At 66.7% G+C, this 17,689-nt stretch carries 14 protein-coding genes; 10 read left to right on the forward strand and 4 right to left on the reverse strand.

Annotated features, from left to right (window positions below; genetic code table 11):
• Positions 1-22 precede the first annotated feature (22 nt).
• A complete protein-coding gene (gene hrcA / locus Q1B08_RS09580) occupies positions 23-1,087 on the forward strand; it encodes a heat-inducible transcriptional repressor HrcA (RefSeq protein ID WP_299817527.1) in 1,065 nt (354 codons plus the stop codon).
• Positions 1,088-1,096: 9 nt separating this feature from the next.
• Positions 1,097-1,669 (forward strand): nucleotide exchange factor GrpE, encoded by a 573-nt coding sequence (locus Q1B08_RS09585; protein ID WP_299817529.1) that lies wholly within the window; start codon positions 1,097-1,099, stop codon positions 1,667-1,669.
• On the opposite strand, the gene mutS is transcribed toward Q1B08_RS09585, so the two are convergent.
• Positions 1,646-4,270: a DNA mismatch repair protein MutS gene (mutS, locus tag Q1B08_RS09590; RefSeq protein ID WP_299817531.1), complete on the reverse strand. Its 2,625-nt coding sequence runs from the start codon at positions 4,268-4,270 to the stop codon at positions 1,646-1,648. The genes Q1B08_RS09585 and mutS overlap by 24 nt on opposite strands.
• 181 nt (positions 4,271-4,451) lie before the next feature.
• Here mutS and Q1B08_RS09595 point away from each other — a divergent pair, with 181 nt between their 5' ends.
• Positions 4,452-5,507 carry a PHB depolymerase family esterase gene (locus tag Q1B08_RS09595; protein WP_299817533.1) on the forward strand — a complete coding sequence of 352 codons (1,056 nt, stop codon included), beginning with the start codon at positions 4,452-4,454 and terminating at the stop codon, positions 5,505-5,507.
• 419 nt (positions 5,508-5,926) lie between these two features.
• Here Q1B08_RS09595 and dnaJ read toward each other — a convergent pair whose 3' ends face one another.
• Entirely contained in the window at positions 5,927-7,087 is a 1,161-nt protein-coding gene (gene dnaJ / locus Q1B08_RS09600; RefSeq protein WP_299817535.1) for a molecular chaperone DnaJ, read from the reverse strand.
• Positions 7,088-7,157: 70 nt separating this feature from the next.
• Entirely contained in the window at positions 7,158-9,074 is a 1,917-nt protein-coding gene (gene dnaK / locus Q1B08_RS09605) for a molecular chaperone DnaK (RefSeq protein WP_299817537.1), read from the reverse strand.
• A 168-nt stretch (positions 9,075-9,242) separates the two neighbouring features.
• On the opposite strand from dnaK, the gene Q1B08_RS09610 reads away from it, so the two are divergent.
• The gene (locus Q1B08_RS09610) at positions 9,243-9,854 is read left to right on the forward strand and encodes an alpha-ketoglutarate-dependent dioxygenase AlkB (RefSeq protein WP_299817539.1); all 612 of its coding nucleotides are present in this window, start codon (positions 9,243-9,245) and stop codon (positions 9,852-9,854) included.
• 7 nt (positions 9,855-9,861) lie between these two features.
• Here Q1B08_RS09610 and Q1B08_RS09615 read toward each other — a convergent pair whose 3' ends face one another.
• Positions 9,862-10,677, reverse strand: coding sequence for an ABC transporter permease (locus Q1B08_RS09615; protein ID WP_299817541.1), 816 nt, complete (start codon positions 10,675-10,677; stop codon positions 9,862-9,864).
• Positions 10,678-10,766: 89 nt separating this feature from the next.
• On the opposite strand from Q1B08_RS09615, the gene cysQ reads away from it, so the two are divergent.
• From cysQ to Q1B08_RS09645, 6 genes are all read left to right on the forward strand, one after another.
• Positions 10,767-11,564, forward strand: a complete 798-nt coding sequence (cysQ, locus tag Q1B08_RS09620) for a 3'(2'),5'-bisphosphate nucleotidase CysQ (RefSeq protein WP_299817543.1) — start codon at positions 10,767-10,769, stop codon at positions 11,562-11,564.
• A 21-nt stretch (positions 11,565-11,585) separates the two neighbouring features.
• Positions 11,586-12,473, forward strand: a complete 888-nt coding sequence (galU, locus tag Q1B08_RS09625; protein ID WP_299817545.1) for a UTP--glucose-1-phosphate uridylyltransferase GalU — start codon at positions 11,586-11,588, stop codon at positions 12,471-12,473.
• Positions 12,474-12,479: 6 nt separating this feature from the next.
• Positions 12,480-13,496, forward strand: a complete 1,017-nt coding sequence (locus tag Q1B08_RS09630) for a glycosyltransferase family 2 protein (protein ID WP_299817548.1) — start codon at positions 12,480-12,482, stop codon at positions 13,494-13,496.
• A 133-nt stretch (positions 13,497-13,629) separates the two neighbouring features.
• The gene (locus Q1B08_RS09635; RefSeq protein ID WP_299817550.1) at positions 13,630-14,640 is read left to right on the forward strand and encodes a glycosyltransferase family 2 protein; all 1,011 of its coding nucleotides are present in this window, start codon (positions 13,630-13,632) and stop codon (positions 14,638-14,640) included.
• A complete protein-coding gene (locus Q1B08_RS09640) occupies positions 14,637-16,322 on the forward strand; it encodes a beta-1,6-N-acetylglucosaminyltransferase (RefSeq protein WP_299817552.1) in 1,686 nt (561 codons plus the stop codon). The genes Q1B08_RS09635 and Q1B08_RS09640 overlap by 4 nt, the downstream gene beginning before the upstream one ends.
• A complete protein-coding gene (locus Q1B08_RS09645) occupies positions 16,312-17,685 on the forward strand; it encodes a nodulation protein NodH (protein WP_299817554.1) in 1,374 nt (457 codons plus the stop codon). Before Q1B08_RS09640 ends, Q1B08_RS09645 begins: the two co-directional genes overlap by 11 nt.
• The last annotated feature ends 4 nt before the right edge of the window (positions 17,686-17,689 follow it).

Consider the following 17,689-nt stretch of genomic DNA (forward strand, 5'->3'; position numbering starts at 1 on the left):
TTACGCCCCGAACCGAGTGCCGATGCCCGACTACGCCGAAATCCTTGCCGAGATGAACGATCGTTCCCGTGAGGTCTTCCGCCGCGTGGTGGAGGGCTATCTCGGCACGGGCGACCCTGTGGGAAGCCGCACCCTGACGCGCAGCATGTCGGAAAAGGTTTCGGCCGCCACGATCCGCAACGTGATGCAGGATCTGGAGTTCCATGGGCTGCTGGAGGCGCCGCATGTCAGCGCCGGACGCATCCCGACGCAGGCGGGACTCCGCATGTTCGTGGACGGCCTGCTCGAGGCCAAGCTCGGCGACGAGGACCGGAAGCGCATCGAGGCGAGCGTCGGCGCGTCGGAGGATGACGTCACCGCGATGATGGACCGCGTGGGCAGCGCGCTGTCGGGCATCACGCAGGGCGCCTCGCTCGTGCTGGCGCCCAAGCGCGAGGCGCCGATCAAGCATATCGAGTTCGTCTCGCTCGCTGCGGACCGGGCCCTGGTCGTGCTCGTCTTCGCGGACGGCACTGTCGAGAACCGGGTCTTCGTCCCGCCGCCCGGCCAGACGCCGAGTTCGATGCGGGAGGCGGCAAACCTGCTCAACGCGCTGATGGACGGCCGCACGATCTCCGATCTGCGCGAGGTGATGGCCGGCGAGGTAGCCGCGCGCCGGCAGGAGATCGATCAGCTCGCTCACGATCTGATCTCCAAGGGGCTCGCTGCCTGGGAGAACGAGGGCGACTGGACGGAGCGGCTGATCGTGCGCGGGCGGGCGCATCTGTTGGGTGAGGGGGCCGATGCCGGACAGCTCGAACGCATCCGCAGTCTGTTCGACGACCTGGAGCGCAAGCGTGACATCACCGAGTTCCTGAAGCTGACCGAATCGGGCGAGGGGGTCCGGATCTTCATCGGCTCGGAGAACAAGCTTTTCTCACTTTCCGGTTCATCTCTGGTGGTTTCCCCCTATATGAACGCGGATCGCAAAATCGTGGGCGCGGTCGGCGTGATCGGCCCGACCCGTCTGAATTACGGTCGGATCGTTCCGATCGTTGACTACACCGCTCAACTGGTCGGACGGATGCTGTCCGGCCCCGGAAGATAGAGGACGAGCATGGCAGAGCCGAAGGAAAACCCCTTCCTCGACGACCCCGAGACGATGGACGAGGAGTTCGACCTCGACGCCGCGATCGACGAGGATCCGGACGCCGGCCCGGACCGCGCCCGTGCGAGCTTCGAGGCCATCGTGACGGAGCGGGACGAGCTGAAGGACCGTTTGATGCGCGCGCTCGCCGAGACGGAGAACATTCGCAAGCGCGCCCAGCGGGATCGGGTGGAGGCCGAGCAATATGCCGGAACCAAGCTCACGCGCGACATGCTATCCGTCTATGACAACCTGCGCCGCGCGCTCGATGCGGCGGGGGAAGCGAACGACGCGGTCATCGAGGGCATCCAGCTGACCCTGAAGGAGCTTCTGAACGTGCTGGAGAAGCACGGCGTCACGCTCGTATCGCCGGCGATCGGCGATCGTTTCGACCCGCAGGTCCATCAGGCAATGTTCGAGGCGCCGGTGCCGGATACCAAGGCCGGCGACGTCATCCAGGTCGCGGCCGAGGGCTTCAAGCTTCACGACCGGCTGTTGCGGCCCGCTCAGGTCGGCGTTTCAAGCACTCCCGCCGCCGGCTAGGGCCTTCAACTCATAGACCAGCGCGAGCGCATCCTTCGGGGTGAGCTCGTCCGGGAAGACCTCGCGCAGCCGTGCCTCGGCTGCGCTTTGCGTTTCGGACATGGGCGCCGGGGCCGTGGCTGGGATCGCGCTGAAGAGCGGCAGGTCGTCGATCAGCGCTTTCGGTTTCCCGCCTCCCGCCCGCTCTCCTTCCTCAAGCGCCTGCAGCACGTTCCGGGCCCGCGCGACCACCGCCTCGGGCAGACCGGCGAGCCGCCCGACCTGCACCCCGTAGGACCGGTCGGCAGCGCCCTCGCGGACCTCATGGAGGAAGATTACGTCCCCCTCCCATTCGCGTACGGCGACAGTCGCGTTCTCCACCCCGTCGAGCTTGCCGGCCAGTGCCGTCATCTCGTGGTAATGCGTGGCAAAGAGCGCGCGGCAGCGATTGACGTCGTGCAGATGCTCGAGCGTCGCCCAGGCGATGGAAAGGCCGTCATAGGTCGCCGTACCACGCCCGATTTCGTCGAGGATAACCAGCGCGCGGTCGTCCGCCTGATTGAGGATCGCCGCCGTCTCGACCATCTCGACCATGAAGGTCGACCGCCCCCGTGCGAGATCGTCGGAGGCCCCCACGCGGGAGAAGAGCTGGCTGACGAGGCCGACATGCGCCGCGTCGGCGGGCACGAAGGCCCCCATCTGCGACAGCACCGCGATCAGGGCGTTCTGACGAAGCCAGGTCGACTTTCCCGCCATGTTCGGCCCGGTCAGCAGCCGGATCGCCGCGCCGGCCCCGGCCGAAAGCCGCGTGTCGTTGGCAACGAAGGGCGCGCCCTCGCGCTTCAGCGCCCGCTCGACCACGGGATGGCGCCCGCCCTCGATCTCGAAAGCGCGGCTGTCGTCGACGCGGGGTCGGGTCCAGTTTTCCTGCCGCGCGAGGTCGGCCAGCGCGGTCGTCACGTCGAGTTCCGCCAAAGCACGGGCGGCGGCGCAAATCTCGTCGGAGGCCATGAGGATCGCGTCGCGCAGGCGGGCGAAAATGCGTTCCTCGATCTCCTGCGAGAGGCCACGGGCGTTCAGGATGCGCGTTTCCAGCTCCGACAGCTCGACGGTCGTGAAGCGCACCTGATTGGCTGTAGTCTGGCGGTGGATGAAACGGTCGTCGGCGTGCATCTTCCCCGCGTGGGTCGCCGTCGTCTCGATGAAGTAGCCCAGCACGTTGTTGTGCTTGATCTTGAGCGAGGTGATCCCCGTCGCGCCGGCGAACTCCGCCTGCATCCCCGCGATCACGCCGCGACCCTCGTCGCGCAGGCGGCGCGCCTCGTCGAGCTCCCCGTCGAAACCCTGCGCGATCACGCCACCGTCGCGAAGCAGCATCGGCGGTTCGGCCACCAGCGCGCCGTCAAGCAGGGCAAGCAACTCTTCCACACCGACCAACCCGCTGACGTCGAGCGGCAAATCGGTATCCGTCAGCTTTTCGAACAGCGCCTCTGCTGCCGCCAGACCGCCCCGGATCGCCGCCGCGTCGCGCGGGCCGCCCCGGTTCAGCGACAGCCGCGACAACGCGCGATCCATGTCGGGGACACGGCGAAGCTCTGCGCGGATCGCCTCGGCCAGGGGCGCGTTCTCTACCGCCCAGTCCAAGGCGTCGAGCCGATCCCGGATCGTTCCCAGCTCGGTGGAAGGGGCCGCCACGCGCCGCTCGAGCAAGCGGCCGCCCCCCGCCGTCACGGTGCGGTCGATGGCCCAGAGGAGCGAACCCTCGCGCCCGCCCGACATGCCCCGGACGAGCTCCAGATTGCGCCGCGTGGCCGCATCGATCGTCATCAGCCGATCCGCCGCTTCCCGTCGGGGCGGCCGCAGGAACGGTAGCTTGCCCCGCTGCGTGATCTCCACGTATTCGACGAGGGCCCCCATCGCGCCAAGCTCGGCGCGGGAAAAGGTGCCGAACGCCTCCAGCGAGCCGACGTCGAACAAGCCGGTAAGCCGTCCCTCCGCAGAGCCGGAATCGAATGCGCTGCGACCGAGCGGGGTGACGGCGGTCCCGAGTTCCTCCGCAACTGCGGCTACGGGTGAGTCCTCGGCCAGGACGATCTCCCGTACGCCCAGCCGCGTCAGTTCCGGTCCGAGCCGCACGCGGGGGCACGCCGCGACCCGGAAGGCGCCCGTCGAGATGTCTGCCCAGGCCAGCGCCCCTTCGCTCCGTACTTCGGTCCATGCGGCAAGATAGTTGTGCGTTCGTGCGTCGAGAAGCGTATCCTCGGTTAACGTGCCCGGGGTCACGAGCCGTACGATGCCGCGCTCGACCACAGCCTTCGAGCCGCGCCTTCTTGCGGCATCGGGACTTTCCAGTTGCTCGGCCACGGCCACCCGGAAGCCCTTGCGGATTAGCGTCATCAGATAGTTTTCGGCGGAATGGACCGGCACGCCGCACATGGCGATATCTTCGCCCAGATGCTTGCCACGCTTCGTCAGCGCGATGTCGAGCGCGGCAGCAGCCGCGACCGCGTCTTCGAAGAACAGCTCGTAGAAATCGCCCATCCGGTAGAACAGGAGTGCATCCGGCGCCTCTGCCTTGATGTCGAGATACTGGGCCATCATGGGCGTGACGCTGGTATTCATGACCCCTCCCGCGCTTCGACGTTCGGAGGGCATAGCAATCACCGCGGCAGGGTAAAAGCAAACGGCCGACGCCATCGTACCGGCGCTCTGATTTGCTGCAACTGCACTTGTTTTCGCTGCGGTGCAGCATAAGATTGGGATCAGGCTCTCCACCCCGGCGGGTCCGACAGGAGACTTCCGCATGGCCGATATGTCCGAAATTCTGAACATGGTGCGCGAAGGCCGACTGAACGAGGCGACCGCCTCGATCCAGCGCCGGCTTTCCGACAATGCGACGGCCTCCCCGGAAACGGGTCCGATGAAGGACGTCACGCCCCCGTCGGGTATCCTGCCGGAATCGGGCACTGCGACGCGGATGAAGGCGCGCGGTAAGTCCGTCCGGCCGAAGCGCGAGGCTTGGACAGGAAAGCCCCGCCGCCCCGCGACGGAACCGCCGCTTCCCGCCGGATCGCAATGGCTCGCCCGTCAGGGCGACCTGGCCTATCGACTCTTCGTGCCCTCCGCGCCGAAGGCCGGTGCGCCGCTTATCGTGATGCTGCATGGCTGCACCCAGACACCTGAGGATTTCGCGGCCGGCACTGGGATGCAAGCCGCTGCCGAGGTTGCGGGCGCACATGTCATCTGGCCTGAGCAGTCGAACCGCGCCAACATGAACCGCTGCTGGAACTGGTTCGAGCCCGCGCATCAGGGGCGTTCGGGCGAGGCGGCCCGGATCGTCGAGATCGTCGCGCAAGTGCTCGACGAGATCGGCGGCCGACGGACGGTTCACGCTGCGGGCCTGTCGGCCGGCGGGGCGATGGCGGCGATCCTTGGTGCGCAGTATCCGGAGGTCTTCACGTCGATCGGCATTCATTCCGGATTGCCTGCCGGATCAGCGCAGGACGTCCCCTCGGCCTTCGCGGCGATGGGGTCGGGTGGCCGCGCCGGCACCGCGCTGGCCGTTCCGGCGATCGTGTTCCATGGCACAGCGGACCGCACCGTCGCCTTCGCCAATGCCGCAGCGCTTCTGCCCGGAGGCGAACTTCCATCGGACGCGCCCCTTCGGCGGGAACGGATCGGGGGGCGACAAGTCAGCATCGCGACGGTGACGATTCCGGGCCAGCCGCATCCGTCCGAGCTGTGGGAGATCGCGGAGCTCGGCCATGCCTGGTCGGGCGGCGACGCCGCCGGAAGCTATGCCGACCCCGCAGGGCCGGACGCTACCGCGGAAATGATGCGGTTCTTCGTCGGAGATTGAGTATCAGGTGGCGGCAATCTCGACCTTGAGTTACCTTAGGTTGCCGCCATAGCCGCCGGACCGCGCAAGGCGGTTCGGATCGGACGTGATCGCGATGACCATGTCCCGCTCCGACAGCGTGGCAAGTACCTGTTCGCCATAGGCACGCGCATAGATCGTCGTCGGTGCTGGGTACGCCGCGATCGGTGCCGTCGCCGACACGCAGTGACAGGACCGTCTCGGACGGCCGACTCGACATTGGCGATGCGGTCGAGGCTCCCGAACGCCTCGGTGCGCCGTTCCGCCGTCGCGGAAGGCGACGAGCGGATAAAGCTGGTCTTAGCCCGCCGCCAGGTTCCGTACGGCAGCGCGCCCCTACGCCCGAAGGACGATGGTCTGCGCCAGCGCCGCGCCGATGTAGTCCGGCGCGGCACGGCGTCTCATTGGGTCATTCCATCCCAAAAGCCCTTCACCTTGCGGAAGAAGCTGTCGCCCTGCGGGTTGTTGTCCGCATCGACCCGTTCGAACTCGCGCAGGAGCTCTTTCTGGCGGGAGGTCAGGTTGACCGGCGTCTCGACTGCGAGCTCGATCATCATGTCGCCGGTGCCGCCGCCGCGCAGGGCAGGCATGCCCTTGCCGCGCAGCCGCATCTGTCGACCCGTCTGCGAGCCGGCAGGCACCTTCACACGGGAGCGGCCGCCATCGATGGTCGGCACCTCGACCTCGCCGCCGAGCGCGGCCGCTGTCATCGACACGGGCACGGAGCAGTAAAGGTTCGCTTCGTCGCGCTGGAAGATCGGGTGATCGGCCACCTCGATGAAAATATAGAGATCGCCTGTCGGCCCCCCGCGCAGTCCGGCTTCGCCCTCGCCCGACAAACGGATGCGCGTGCCTGTCTCGACCCCGGCGGGGATATTGACCGACAGCTGACGCTCCTTCTCGACGCGACCCACGCCGTGGCAGACGTTGCAGGGGTTCTTGATGATCTGGCCTGCGCCGGAGCAGGTCGGGCAGGTGCGCTCCACGGTGAAGAAGCCCTGCTGCGCGCGGACCTTGCCCATGCCGGAGCAGGTCGGGCAGGTTGCGGGTTCGCTCGCCCCCTCCGTGCCCTTGCCGTTGCACTTGCCGCATTTCACCGCGGTCGGCACGTTGATCGACTTCTGCTGGCCGGAATAGGCCTCCTCCAGCGAGATACGCATGTTGTAGCGCAGGTCCGCGCCGCGGGTCGCGCGCGCGCGTCCGCCACCGCGGCCCTGCTGGCCGCCCATGAAGTCGCCGAACAGATCCTCGAAGACGTCCGAGAAGGCCGAGGCGAAATCGCCCTGGCCCGGGCCGGCCCCGGGGCCGCCGGGACGACGCTGCCCGCCCATGCCGCCGTCGAAGGCCGCATGGCCGAACCGGTCGTAGGCCGCCTTCTTCTCCGCGTCCTTCAGGACGTCGTAGGCCTCGTTCGCTTCCTTGAACTGCGCTTCGGCGTTCGGGTTATCCGAGTTGCGGTCGGGATGCAGCTCCTTGGCCTTCGTGCGATAGGCCTTCTTGATCTCGTCGGCGCTGGCACCCTTCGAGACACCCAGCGTCTCGTAGTAGTCACGTTTCGCCATGATACACTCTCCAATAAGAAGGCCGGCCCGGTGGAACGGGCCGGCCTTGCGTCCTCATCGGCCCGTGCAATCAGGCCCGCTTCTGATCGTCGTCGAGGTCCTCGAAATCGGCGTCGAGGATCTCGTCGTCGTCACCCTTCGGTCGTTCAGCCGTCTCGGTCGGGTCACCATCCTCGGACGCGGCCTGCGTCTTGTAGATGGCTTCGCCCAGCCGCATCGACGCCTCGGTAACGTTCTGGATGCCGGAGCGGATCTTCTCGGGATCGTCGCTGTCCATCGATTCCTCGAGTGCGCTGACCGCGAGCTCGATCGCCTCGACGGTGGACGGGTCGACCTTGTCGCCATGCTCCTCGACCGACTTGCGGGTCGCGTGAATGAGGCTCTCGGCCTGGTTCCGCGCCTCGACCAGATTGCGGCGCTTCTTGTCCGCGTCGGCGTTGGCCTCGGCATCCTTGACCATCTTTTCGATGTCCTCATCGGTCAGACCGCCGGACGCCTGGATGGTGATCGCCTGCTCCTTGCCGGTGCCCTTGTCCTTGGCGCTGACCGAGACGATGCCGTTCGCGTCGATGTCGAACGTCACCTCGATCTGCGGCAGGCCGCGGGGCGCCGGCGGGATCTCCTCGAGGTTGAACTGGCCGAGCATCTTGTTGTCGGCCGCCATTTCGCGCTCGCCCTGGAAGACCCGGATCGTCACCGCGTTCTGATTGTCCTCGGCGGTGGAGAAGACCTGGGACTTCTTCGTCGGAATCGTCGTGTTACGGTCGATCAAACGGGTGAACACGCCACCCAGCGTCTCGATGCCGAGCGACAGCGGCGTCACGTCGAGCAGGACCACGTCCTTCACGTCGCCCTGCAGCACGCCCGCCTGGATGGCGGCGCCGAGGGCCACGACCTCATCCGGGTTCACGCCCTTGTGCGGCTCCTTGCCAAAGAACTTGGTCACTTCCTCGACGACCTTGGGCATGCGGGTCATGCCGCCGACGAGAACCACCTCGTCGATGCCGTCCTTGGTGAGGCCCGCATCCTTGAGCGCGGCCTGGCACGGCTTGATCGACGCCTTGATGAGATCGCCCACCAGCGATTCCAGCTTGGCGCGCGTCAGCTTCATCACGAGGTGCAACGGCTGGCCGCTGGAACCCATGGAGATGAACGGCTGGTTGATCTCGGTCTGGCTGGACGAGGACAGCTCGATCTTGGCCTTTTCGGCCGCCTCCTTCAGGCGCTGAAGGGCCATCTTGTCCTGCGTCAGGTCGGTGCCGTGCTCTTTCTTGAACTCGTCCGCGAGGTAGTTGACGATCCGCATGTCGAAGTCTTCGCCGCCGAGGAACGTGTCCCCGTTGGTCGACTTCACTTCGAACAGGCCGTCGTCGATCTCGAGGATGGTCACGTCGAACGTGCCCCCGCCGAGGTCGTAGACGGCGATCGTCTTGGATTCCTTCTTGTCGAGCCCGTAGGCCAACGCGGCTGCCGTCGGCTCGTTGATGATGCGCAGCACTTCCAGACCGGCGATCTTGCCGGCATCCTTGGTGGCCTGACGCTGGGCGTCGTTGAAGTAGGCGGGCACCGTGATGACAGCCTGCGTGACTTCCTCGCCCAGATAGCTTTCGGCGGTCTCCTTCATCTTCTGAAGGATCAGGGCAGAGACCTGCGCCGGCGAATACTTCTCGCCGCGCACCTCGACCCAAGCATCGCCGTTGCCGCCGTTGATCACGGAGTATGGCAGGTTCTTCTTGTCCTTGGCGAGATCCTCATCGTTGGCGCGGCGGCCGATCAGGCGCTTCACGCCGAAGACGGTGTTCTCGGGGTTCGTGACGGCCTGCCGCTTGGCAGGCTGGCCGACAAGACGTTCGGACTCGGTGTAGCCCACGATCGACGGCGTCGTGCGCGCGCCCTCGGCGTTCTCGATCACGCGGGGCTGCGCACCGTCCATGATCGCGACGCAGGAGTTCGTGGTCCCGAGGTCGATACCGATGACTTTTGCCATTGCGAATGGTCCTCTCTTGGCGATTGGTTCGTCCCAGAGCCCTGTCAGGCACTCCGGTCCTCATCCCATGGTGAGTTGCGGTCGGTGCCCCGGTAGGTTCCGGCCCGCGGTTCGGAGGGTATATAGGGGGCGGGTTTTGGGGTCGCAAGAACGTGAGGGGGCACAAATTTGGCCGACCGTGCCGCGAGGGAAATACGAGGATTCCTGCTCTACGAGCGCGTTCTGGACCGCGCCGCGCAGCGCGCGCTGGTGGAGAACGTCCGCGCCATCGCGCGGGCCGCGCCGTTTCTCGTGCCGGTCACGCGGCGGGGCACGGAGATGTCCGTCCGCATGACGAGCGCCGGCGCCTTCGGGTGGATCACCGACCGGCGTGGCTACCGCTACGAGCCCGTGCATCCCTCCGGCGTCGGCTGGCCCCCCATACCGGAGCGCGTCGTCGCTTTATGGCGCGAGCTCGTGCCCGAGGCCCGGCCGCCGGAAAGCTGTCTCGTGAACTGGTACGGGCCGGACGCGCGGATGGGCCTGCATCAGGATAGCGACGAGGCGGACATGGCGCAGCCGGTCGTCTCGGTCTCGCTCGGGGATGACGCATTGTTCCGGATCGGCAACGAGGAGCGCGGCGGCCGGACGGAGAGCGTCTGGCTCCGCTCCGGCGACGTGATCGTCATGGGCGGCGCGGCCCGGCGCCTGCATCACGGGATCGACCGGATCAAGGCCGGGACGTCGGACCTGCTCGACGTGCCGGGCCGGATCAATCTGACGCTGCGGGTCGTGACCTGACCCGCGATCAGCGCGCCGCGAACCAGGACAGCGACGTATGCCGCCGGGTGTAGAACTCGCCCATCATCCCGACCGTCAGCAATGCCAGACCGCAGATGACCGGGTAGGTCCAGGTCGTGAAATGCGGGTTGTAGTTGATGAAGGTGTAGCCGCGCGCCTGGTCGATGGCGTGGAAAAGCGGGTTCCAGTCGAAGAACGGCAGCACCGCCGTCGGCAGCGTGTTCGCGACGAACATCTTGCCGGACGCGACCATGTTGAGGCGGCTGTAGATCGTGTTCGCGATCTGCACGAAGTTCGGCGCCCACGGCTTGATCGCCAGCAGGACCGTCCCGATGGCGACTCCGGTGAACCAGGCGAGCAGGAACATCATCGCCGCGCCGCCGGGTTCCGAGATCTCGATCGGATGCCACGCGACATGGACGCCGCAAAGCACGATGATCATCGACAGCGTCTGCAGGTAAAGCGACGACAGCGCCGCGGCGGCGATGGCGATGGCCGTGTTCATCGGAGCATGCTTCATCATCGGCGAGGCTGGCCCCTCGCTGCCGACGACGGCCCCCATCGCCTTGACGTGGGTCATGAACAGAAAGACGCCCGTCATTATATAAAGGATGAAGTCGCCGCGGATGGCGGTGGGCTTCACGACGATCAGCAACAGCGCGAAGGCGCCGATGAAGATCAGCGTCTGCAGCACGTTCATGAACAGCGCGATCCCGCCGCTGCTCTGACCCTTGCGGATGTTGCGGACGGTCGCGTGGAACACGAGCTCCATCAGCTTGAAGGTCCGGGTGGCGGCGTTATCCCGGCGTTCGATCCTGAACATGCTTACTCCGTCGTGACGCCTTTCCCTGCGCGGAGGGATATCATAAGCCTTCGCCGCGTCGAAAGTCTCCGCTCGAGGTACCTAACGCGATGAACGTTAACGAAATGATGCCCATTCTGCGTCGATTGGCCCTCGAGGCGGGGGATCGCATCATGAAAATCTATCAGGCCGAGGATTTCGAGGTCCGTACGAAAGCGGACGCAAGCCCCGTCACGGAAGCCGACGAGGCCGCCGATGCGCTGATCTCCGCCGGTCTGGCGAAAGCGTTTCCGGACGCGGCGATCGTGACGGAGGAGCAGTCGGGGACCCACGACCTCGACGTGAAAGACTTCTTCATCGTCGATCCGCTCGACGGCACCAAGGAATTCGTGCAGCGCCGCGGCGATTTTACGGTCAACATCGCCTGGGTGGAGGACGGCGTGCCGGTGCGCGGCGTGGTCTACGCGCCAGCCAAGGCGCGTCTGTTCTGGACCCGCGACGACGGCACCTCCGTCGAGGAGGTGGGCCCGTTCGACAAGGCGCAGCCGGGCGAGTGCCGCCCGATCCACGTGTCCACCCCCGACGAAAGCGCGCTGATGGTCGTGGCCAGCAAGTCGCACCGGGATCAGGCAACCGACGATTATATCGGCAAGTACGCGGTCGCCGACATGACGTCGGCGGGATCCTCGCTCAAGTTCTGCCTCGTCGCGACGGGGGAGGCGGACCTCTACCCGCGCCTCGGCCGGACAATGGAATGGGACACCGCCGCCGGGGACGCGGTGCTTCGCGGGGCCGGCGGATCGGTCGTACGGTTCGACAACCATCAATCTTTGGCCTACGGAAAGATCGGTTTCGAAAATCCGTTCTTCATCGCGCACGCGCCCGGCGTGCGGCTCATGGCCGGATGACCTGCACAGGATAGATTTCTCATGAACCAGAAAGTTACGAAGGCCATCTTCCCCGTGGCCGGTCTCGGCACCCGTTTCCTTCCCGCCACGAAGTCCATCCCGAAGGAGATCATGACCCTCGTCGACCGGCCGCTCATCCAGTATGCCATCGACGAGGCTCGCGACGCCGGGATCGAGGAGTTCATCTTCGTCACATCGCGCGGCAAGTCGGCGCTCAGCGACTATTTCGACGACAGCCCGGTGCTCGAGGCCGAGCTGCAGCGCAAGAACAAGACCGAACTGCTCGAGGTACTCCGCACCACGAACATGGAAAGCGGCCAGATCGCCTATGTCCGGCAGGCCGGGGCGAAGGGGCTGGGCCATGCGGTGTCCTGCGCGCGCCGCCTCGTCCACGACGAGCCTTTCGCCGTCATCCTGCCCGACGACGTCATCATGTCCGACAAGCCCTGCCTCGCGCAGATGATGGAGGCGCATGCGGAGACGGGCGGCAGCATGGTCGCCGCGATGGAGGTCCGTCCGGAGGAGACGTCGTCCTACGGCATCCTCGAGGTGGACGACACGGCGAGCCAGGCGATGAAGGTCCGCGGCATGGTCGAGAAGCCCAGGAGCGAGGATGCGCCCTCCAACCTGGCCGTGATCGGTCGCTACATCCTGAGCCCGAACATCATGAACAGCCTGTCCGGTCTCGGCGCCGGGGCCGGTGGCGAAATTCAGCTGACCGACGCCATCGCCCGCGAGATCGACGGCGAGGGCGTCCACGCCTTCCGCTTCGAGGGTCAGCGCTACGATTGCGGCTCCAAGGCCGGGTTTCTTCAGGCGACCGTGGCCTTCGGCCTGGCGCGCGAGGATCTGCGCGACGAGCTGGCCGGGTTCATCGCCGACCTCCGCCTGAGCCAGAGCCAAGCCTGAGGCGACATGAACGGAACCGCGGCGCTTTGGGCGGCCTACAGGCTGCGCTGGCGTCGACGGTTCCTTCTGGCCCGCTCCTTCGCCCGGCACGCGCGCCTCCTGCCCCGCATCGACCGGACGGGCTTCATCCGGGACGGCGCGATCCTCGTCTTCGCGACCGTCCGCAACGAGCTTGCGCGCCTGCCGGGTTTCCTGACCCATCATCGCGATCTCGGTGTCGATCACTTCCTGATCGTCGACAATGCCAGCACGGACGGCGCCACTCCCTTTCTTGCCGATCAGTCAGACGTATCCCTTTGGTCGACGGACGACGGCTACCGCGATGCCAGGTTCGGGGTCGACTGGCTTACCTGCCTTCAGGCGCGTTATGGACACGGCCATTGGTGCTTGACCCTCGATGCCGACGAGTTGCTGATCTACGCGCATCACGAAAGCCGCGACCTTCGGGCGCTGACCGACTGGCTGGACCTGACCGGCCGACCCGCGATGGGCGCGTTGATGCTCGATCTCTACCCCGGTGGATCTCTGAACGCTCCGGGACGGAGCACGGACCCGCTCGACCACCTGACCTGGTTCGATGCCGGCAATTACGTCACGACGCGTCACCCGGACCGTCGGGAACTCCGGATCCAGGGCGGACCGCGCGCTCGCGCCTTCTTCGCTGACGATCCGCGGCGCGCCCCGACGCTGTCCAAGGTGCCGCTCGTCCGCTGGAACCGCCGCTATGCCTATATCGCGTCGACCCACGCGCTTCTGCCGCCGCGCCTGAACGAGGTCTATGCGACGGATGGCGGCGAGACGCCGACAGGGGCGCTGCTCCACACGAAGTTTCTGCCCGATATCGGTGTTCGGTCGGCGGAGGAGTTGTCCCGCCGACAGATGCGGGCGGATCCCGACCTCTACGACGACTACTACGAGGCGCTCTGCGCCGGACCGACACTCTGGCATCCGACCTCGACGCGCTACGAGGGGTGGCGACAACTGGAAGCGCTGGGGCTGATGTCCCGGGGCGGCTGGGAGTGATCCCGGATCCGTTGCGAAATGGGTTCATCGGTGGCCGTCGATGCGGTCCACGCTTCACGCAACGTCATAAGAATGGTCAAACACCTCTCGGCACAGCGAGGGGTGGCATGACGGTTTCGGCACGGCAAGGGCGATGGGACTGATCTCGTCCTACCGGATGCGCCTGCGCCGCCGGTACTGGCGCTTGCGCGCGCTGCGGCGGCGGCGGCAACTGACGGCCGTGCGGGATCTCACGCGCGCGATCCCCGCCGGCGCGATCCTCGCGGCGTCCACCATGCGCAACGAACGGATCCGGCTGCCCTACTTCCTCGATTATTACCGCCGTCTGGGCGTGGAGCACTTCCTCATCGTCGACAACGACAGCCAGGACGGATCGCAGGATTACCTCCGGGAGCAGCCGGACGTCTCGCTCTGGACGACCTGTGCGAGTTATGCCGGCGCCGCCTTCGGGGTGGACTGGCTGAACTGGGTGCTGCGGCAGCACGCGCATCGGCACTGGTGCCTGACCGTCGACGTGGACGAGTTCCTGCTCTATCCGTTCTGCGACACGCGTCCGCTGCGCGCGCTGACGGACTGGCTCGATGCCGGACAGGTCCGCAGCTTCGGTGCAATGCTGCTCGACATGTATCCCAAAGGCCCGATCGGACGCCGCCCCTACCTGGAGGGGCAGGATCCGTTCGGGATCGCGTCGTGGTTCGATGCCGGGAACTACATGATCGAGCGCAACAACCTCTACGGCAACCTGTGGATTCAGGGCGGCGTCCGCGCGCGGCGCTTTTTCGGCGACGATCCCGGGAAGGCGCCCGCGCTGAACAAGGTGCCGCTGGTGCGCTGGCACCGCGACTACGTCTATGTCAGCTCGACCCATGCGCTTCTGCCGCGGGGGCTGAACCTGACCTACGATGCCGGCGGGGGCGAAAAGACGACCGGGCTGCTGCTCCATGCGAAGTTCCTGAGCACCTTCCTCGACCGCGCGCAGGAAGAGGCGGGCCGGGCGGAGCATTACCGAAACGCCGCCGAATACGAGGCCTATGCCGAAGGCCTCGAGGCGGAATCCGACCTCTGGTGCCGCGCGTCGGAGCGGTTCGTCAACTGGAAGCAGCTGGAGTTGATGGGCCTCATGTCGAAGGGGAACTGGGCATGACGCTGGGCTTCGTCATGCTGGTCCATACGGCCTTCGACCGCGCCGAGCAGGTCGCGCGTTACTTCGCGGACCACGATTGCCCCGTCGCCATCCATGTCGACGGCAAGGTGCCGCCCCGCCGGTTCCGGGCTTTTCGCGACCGTTTCGCGAACGAGCCACGGATCGTCTTCTCCGCCCGCAGCCGCGTCGAATGGGGCACCTGGTCCATCGTGAAGGCCACTCAGGTAGGTGCCGAACGGCTGCTCGGCGCGTTCCCGGACCTTCGTCATGTCTTTCTTGCCTCCGGCTCATGTCTGCCGCTGCGTCCCGTCGGGGAACTCGTGGCCTATCTCGATGCGAATCCGGAAACGGATTTCATCGAGAGCGTCACGACCGATCACGTCGCCTGGACGGTCGACGGCCTCGAGGCGGAACGGTTCACCCTTCGGTTCCCGTTCTCCTGGCGGCGACAGCGGCGCCTGTTCGACGCCTATGTGAAGTTCCAGCGGCGTCTGGGCCTGAAGCGGCGCATCCCGGAGGGTATCGTGCCGCATCTGGGCAGCCAGTGGTGGTGCCTCACGCGGCGGACGCTCGATTCCATCCTGAGCGCGCCCGACCGCCGGGCGACGGACGCCTACTTCTCGAAGGTCTGGATTCCCGACGAAAGCTACTTCCAGTCGCTCGCTCGGCGCTATTCGACGACGATCGAGAGCCGGTCGCTGACACTGTCGAAGTTCGACATCTACGGCAAACCGCATGTCTTCTACGACGACCATCTCCCCCTTCTGCAGCGATCGGACTGCTTCGTGGCACGCAAGGTCTGGCCGCGCGCCGAAGGACTGTACCGCACCTTCCTCGACGACACGCGCCCTACGGTGAAGCGGACGGAACCCAATCCGGGCCGGATCGACCGCGTCTTCTCCAAGGCGAACAAGCGACGGGCCTCGGGGCGGGCCGGGCTTTATTCGCAGGCGCGTTTTCCCCTGTCCCCGCAAGGCAGCGTCCTGACCTGCGCCCGCTACAACGTGTTCTGCGGCCTCGACGATCTCTATGAGGAGTTCGACGGCTGGCTCGACCGCCAGATCGGCGGATGCGTCCATGGCCATCTCTACGCGTCGGAGCGGGCCGAGTTCGCAGGCGGCGCGCGCATCGTGGCCGGCTGCCTGTCGGATTCGGCCACCCTGCGGGACTACCGTCCGACGCAGTTCCTGACCAATCTCCTCTGGTCGACGAAGGGGCAGCGGCAGACCTTCTTCTTCGGCCCGAGCGACAAGCAGGAGGTGTCGGGGCTGCTGGTTCACGATCCGAATGCGACCCTCGTCGTGGTGTCGGGCGCCTGGACGGTGCCGATGTTCCTGTCCGGGCAGCCCATCGAGGCGCTGAAGCTCGAGGCGGCCCGTCTGCAACGCGTGGAGCTGGAGTTCCTCCGCTCGTTCCGTCTTCCCGGCGTGGCCGCACGCATCCATCACTGGCCGCTCGCCGACTTCGTCGCGCAGCCGGTCGAAAAGCTGCAGAACGTCATCGACGAGATCAATGGCGCCGGGCCGCGTCGCCTGACCGACCTGCCGAAGATGCGCGAACTCGGCGGGTTCGCCGACTTTCTCCTGCGTCTTCGCAACGGTGGCGTGCAGCCGAAGGTGATCGGCGACGTCGCGCTGTTCCCCGATTTCGTGAAGGGCGGAGGCGATCGTCGTGGCGGCTAGATACGATGCCTTCGTGCTCTTTGCGGAAATGCGGACGGGGTCGAACCAGCTCGAGGATTCGCTGAATGCGCTGCCGGGCGTGCAGAGCTTCGGAGAGGTCTTCAATCCGGTCTTCATCGGCGAGCAGGGCGGGACCGGAATGTTCGGCATCGACATCGCCGCCCGCGCGGCGGATCCGATGCCGTTGCTGCGGGCGGTGCGGGAAGCCGAGGGCCTGAGCGGCTTCCGCTTCTTTCACGATCACGATCCGCGGATCCTCGACGCCGTGCTGGACGATCCCCGCATCGCGAAGGTCGTGCTGACCCGCAATCCGCTCGACAGCTACGTGTCGCTCGGCATCGCGCAGGAGACGGGGCAATGGCGCCTGACGGATGCGAGGATGGCGCGCAGGACGAAGGCGGTCTTCGATCCGCAGGCCTTCGACGACCTCGTCGCCCGGCAGCGGACGTTCCGCGAGCGCCTGCACCGGCGTTTGCAGGTGACGGGGCAGGGCGCGTTCTGGATCGCCTACGAGGAGATCGGGGAGTTGTCCGTGCTCAACGGGCTCGCCGCATGGCTGGGCGTGGCCGGCCGGCTCGTCGCGGTGCCCGGACGGCTGAAGCGGCAGAATCCGGGAACGGTCGAGGAGAAGATCGCCAACCCGGAGGTCATGCGCGCGCATCTGGCGACGCTCGATCCGTTCCTGCTTGCCGATCACCTTCAAAACGAACCGACGCGAGGTCCCGCGGTGCCCACGATGATGGCGGCGGCCAGGAGTGCGCTCCTCGCCCTGCCCGTGCCCGGCGGCCCGAACGCGGCCCTGCGTGACTGGCTCACGGCACTCGACGGGGCGCCGCCCGTGGACGGGATGACGCAGAAGGCGCTCCGGCCCTGGATGCGGACCCGGCCGGGCTTCACGAGCCTGGCGATCGTCCGTCACCCGGTCGCCCGCGCCCATCACGTCTTCGAGCAGATGCGCACGGCGACCGGACCGCAGGCGGACACGATCCGACAGGTTCTCGCGGACCAGCACGGCGCCGATCCCCATGGCGATCCCAAGGCGGCGTTCCTCGGCTTCCTGCGGTTCCTCGCGGTCAATCTCGGCGGGCGATCCGTGCTTCCGGTCGCGCCGCGCTGGGCCAGCCAGAGTGCCATCCTGGCCGGAATGGCGCAGGTCGTCCTGCCGCACCGGATCCTGCGCGAGGACACGGCCCAGCCGGAGCTCGACGCGATCGCCGCGTCGGTGGACCGCCCGCCCGCGCTATTCACGACCGGGGGATCGGTGCCCGACGGACTCGTGGACGACGAGGTGGAGGCGGCCTGCCTTCAGGCCTATCGGCGCGACTACCTCGCCTTCGGCTTTCCGAAATGGACCGCGCGCTGAACCG

The sequence above is a fragment of the uncultured Jannaschia sp. genome (genome assembly GCF_947494025.1).
Classification (GTDB): Bacteria; Pseudomonadota; Alphaproteobacteria; order Rhodobacterales; family Rhodobacteraceae; genus Jannaschia.

Excerpts from the sequence above, each read along its gene's own strand:
- hrcA (WP_299817527.1), top strand. The coding sequence starts at position 23 with ATGCCCGACTACGCCGAAATCCTTGCCGAGATGAACGATCGTTCCCGT.
- Q1B08_RS09585 (WP_299817529.1), top strand. The coding sequence starts at position 1,097 with ATGGCAGAGCCGAAGGAAAACCCCTTCCTCGACGACCCCGAGACGATG.
- mutS (WP_299817531.1), bottom strand. The coding sequence starts at position 4,270 with ATGAATACCAGCGTCACGCCCATGATGGCCCAGTATCTCGACATCAAG.
- Q1B08_RS09595 (WP_299817533.1), top strand. The coding sequence starts at position 4,452 with ATGGCCGATATGTCCGAAATTCTGAACATGGTGCGCGAAGGCCGACTG.
- dnaJ (WP_299817535.1), bottom strand. The coding sequence starts at position 7,087 with ATGGCGAAACGTGACTACTACGAGACGCTGGGTGTCTCGAAGGGTGCC.
- dnaK (WP_299817537.1), bottom strand. The coding sequence starts at position 9,074 with ATGGCAAAAGTCATCGGTATCGACCTCGGGACCACGAACTCCTGCGTC.
- Q1B08_RS09615 (WP_299817541.1), bottom strand. The coding sequence starts at position 10,677 with ATGTTCAGGATCGAACGCCGGGATAACGCCGCCACCCGGACCTTCAAG.
- cysQ (WP_299817543.1), top strand. The coding sequence starts at position 10,767 with ATGAACGTTAACGAAATGATGCCCATTCTGCGTCGATTGGCCCTCGAG.
- galU (WP_299817545.1), top strand. The coding sequence starts at position 11,586 with ATGAACCAGAAAGTTACGAAGGCCATCTTCCCCGTGGCCGGTCTCGGC.
- Q1B08_RS09630 (WP_299817548.1), top strand. The coding sequence starts at position 12,480 with ATGAACGGAACCGCGGCGCTTTGGGCGGCCTACAGGCTGCGCTGGCGT.
- Q1B08_RS09635 (WP_299817550.1), top strand. The coding sequence starts at position 13,630 with ATGGGACTGATCTCGTCCTACCGGATGCGCCTGCGCCGCCGGTACTGG.
- Q1B08_RS09640 (WP_299817552.1), top strand. The coding sequence starts at position 14,637 with ATGACGCTGGGCTTCGTCATGCTGGTCCATACGGCCTTCGACCGCGCC.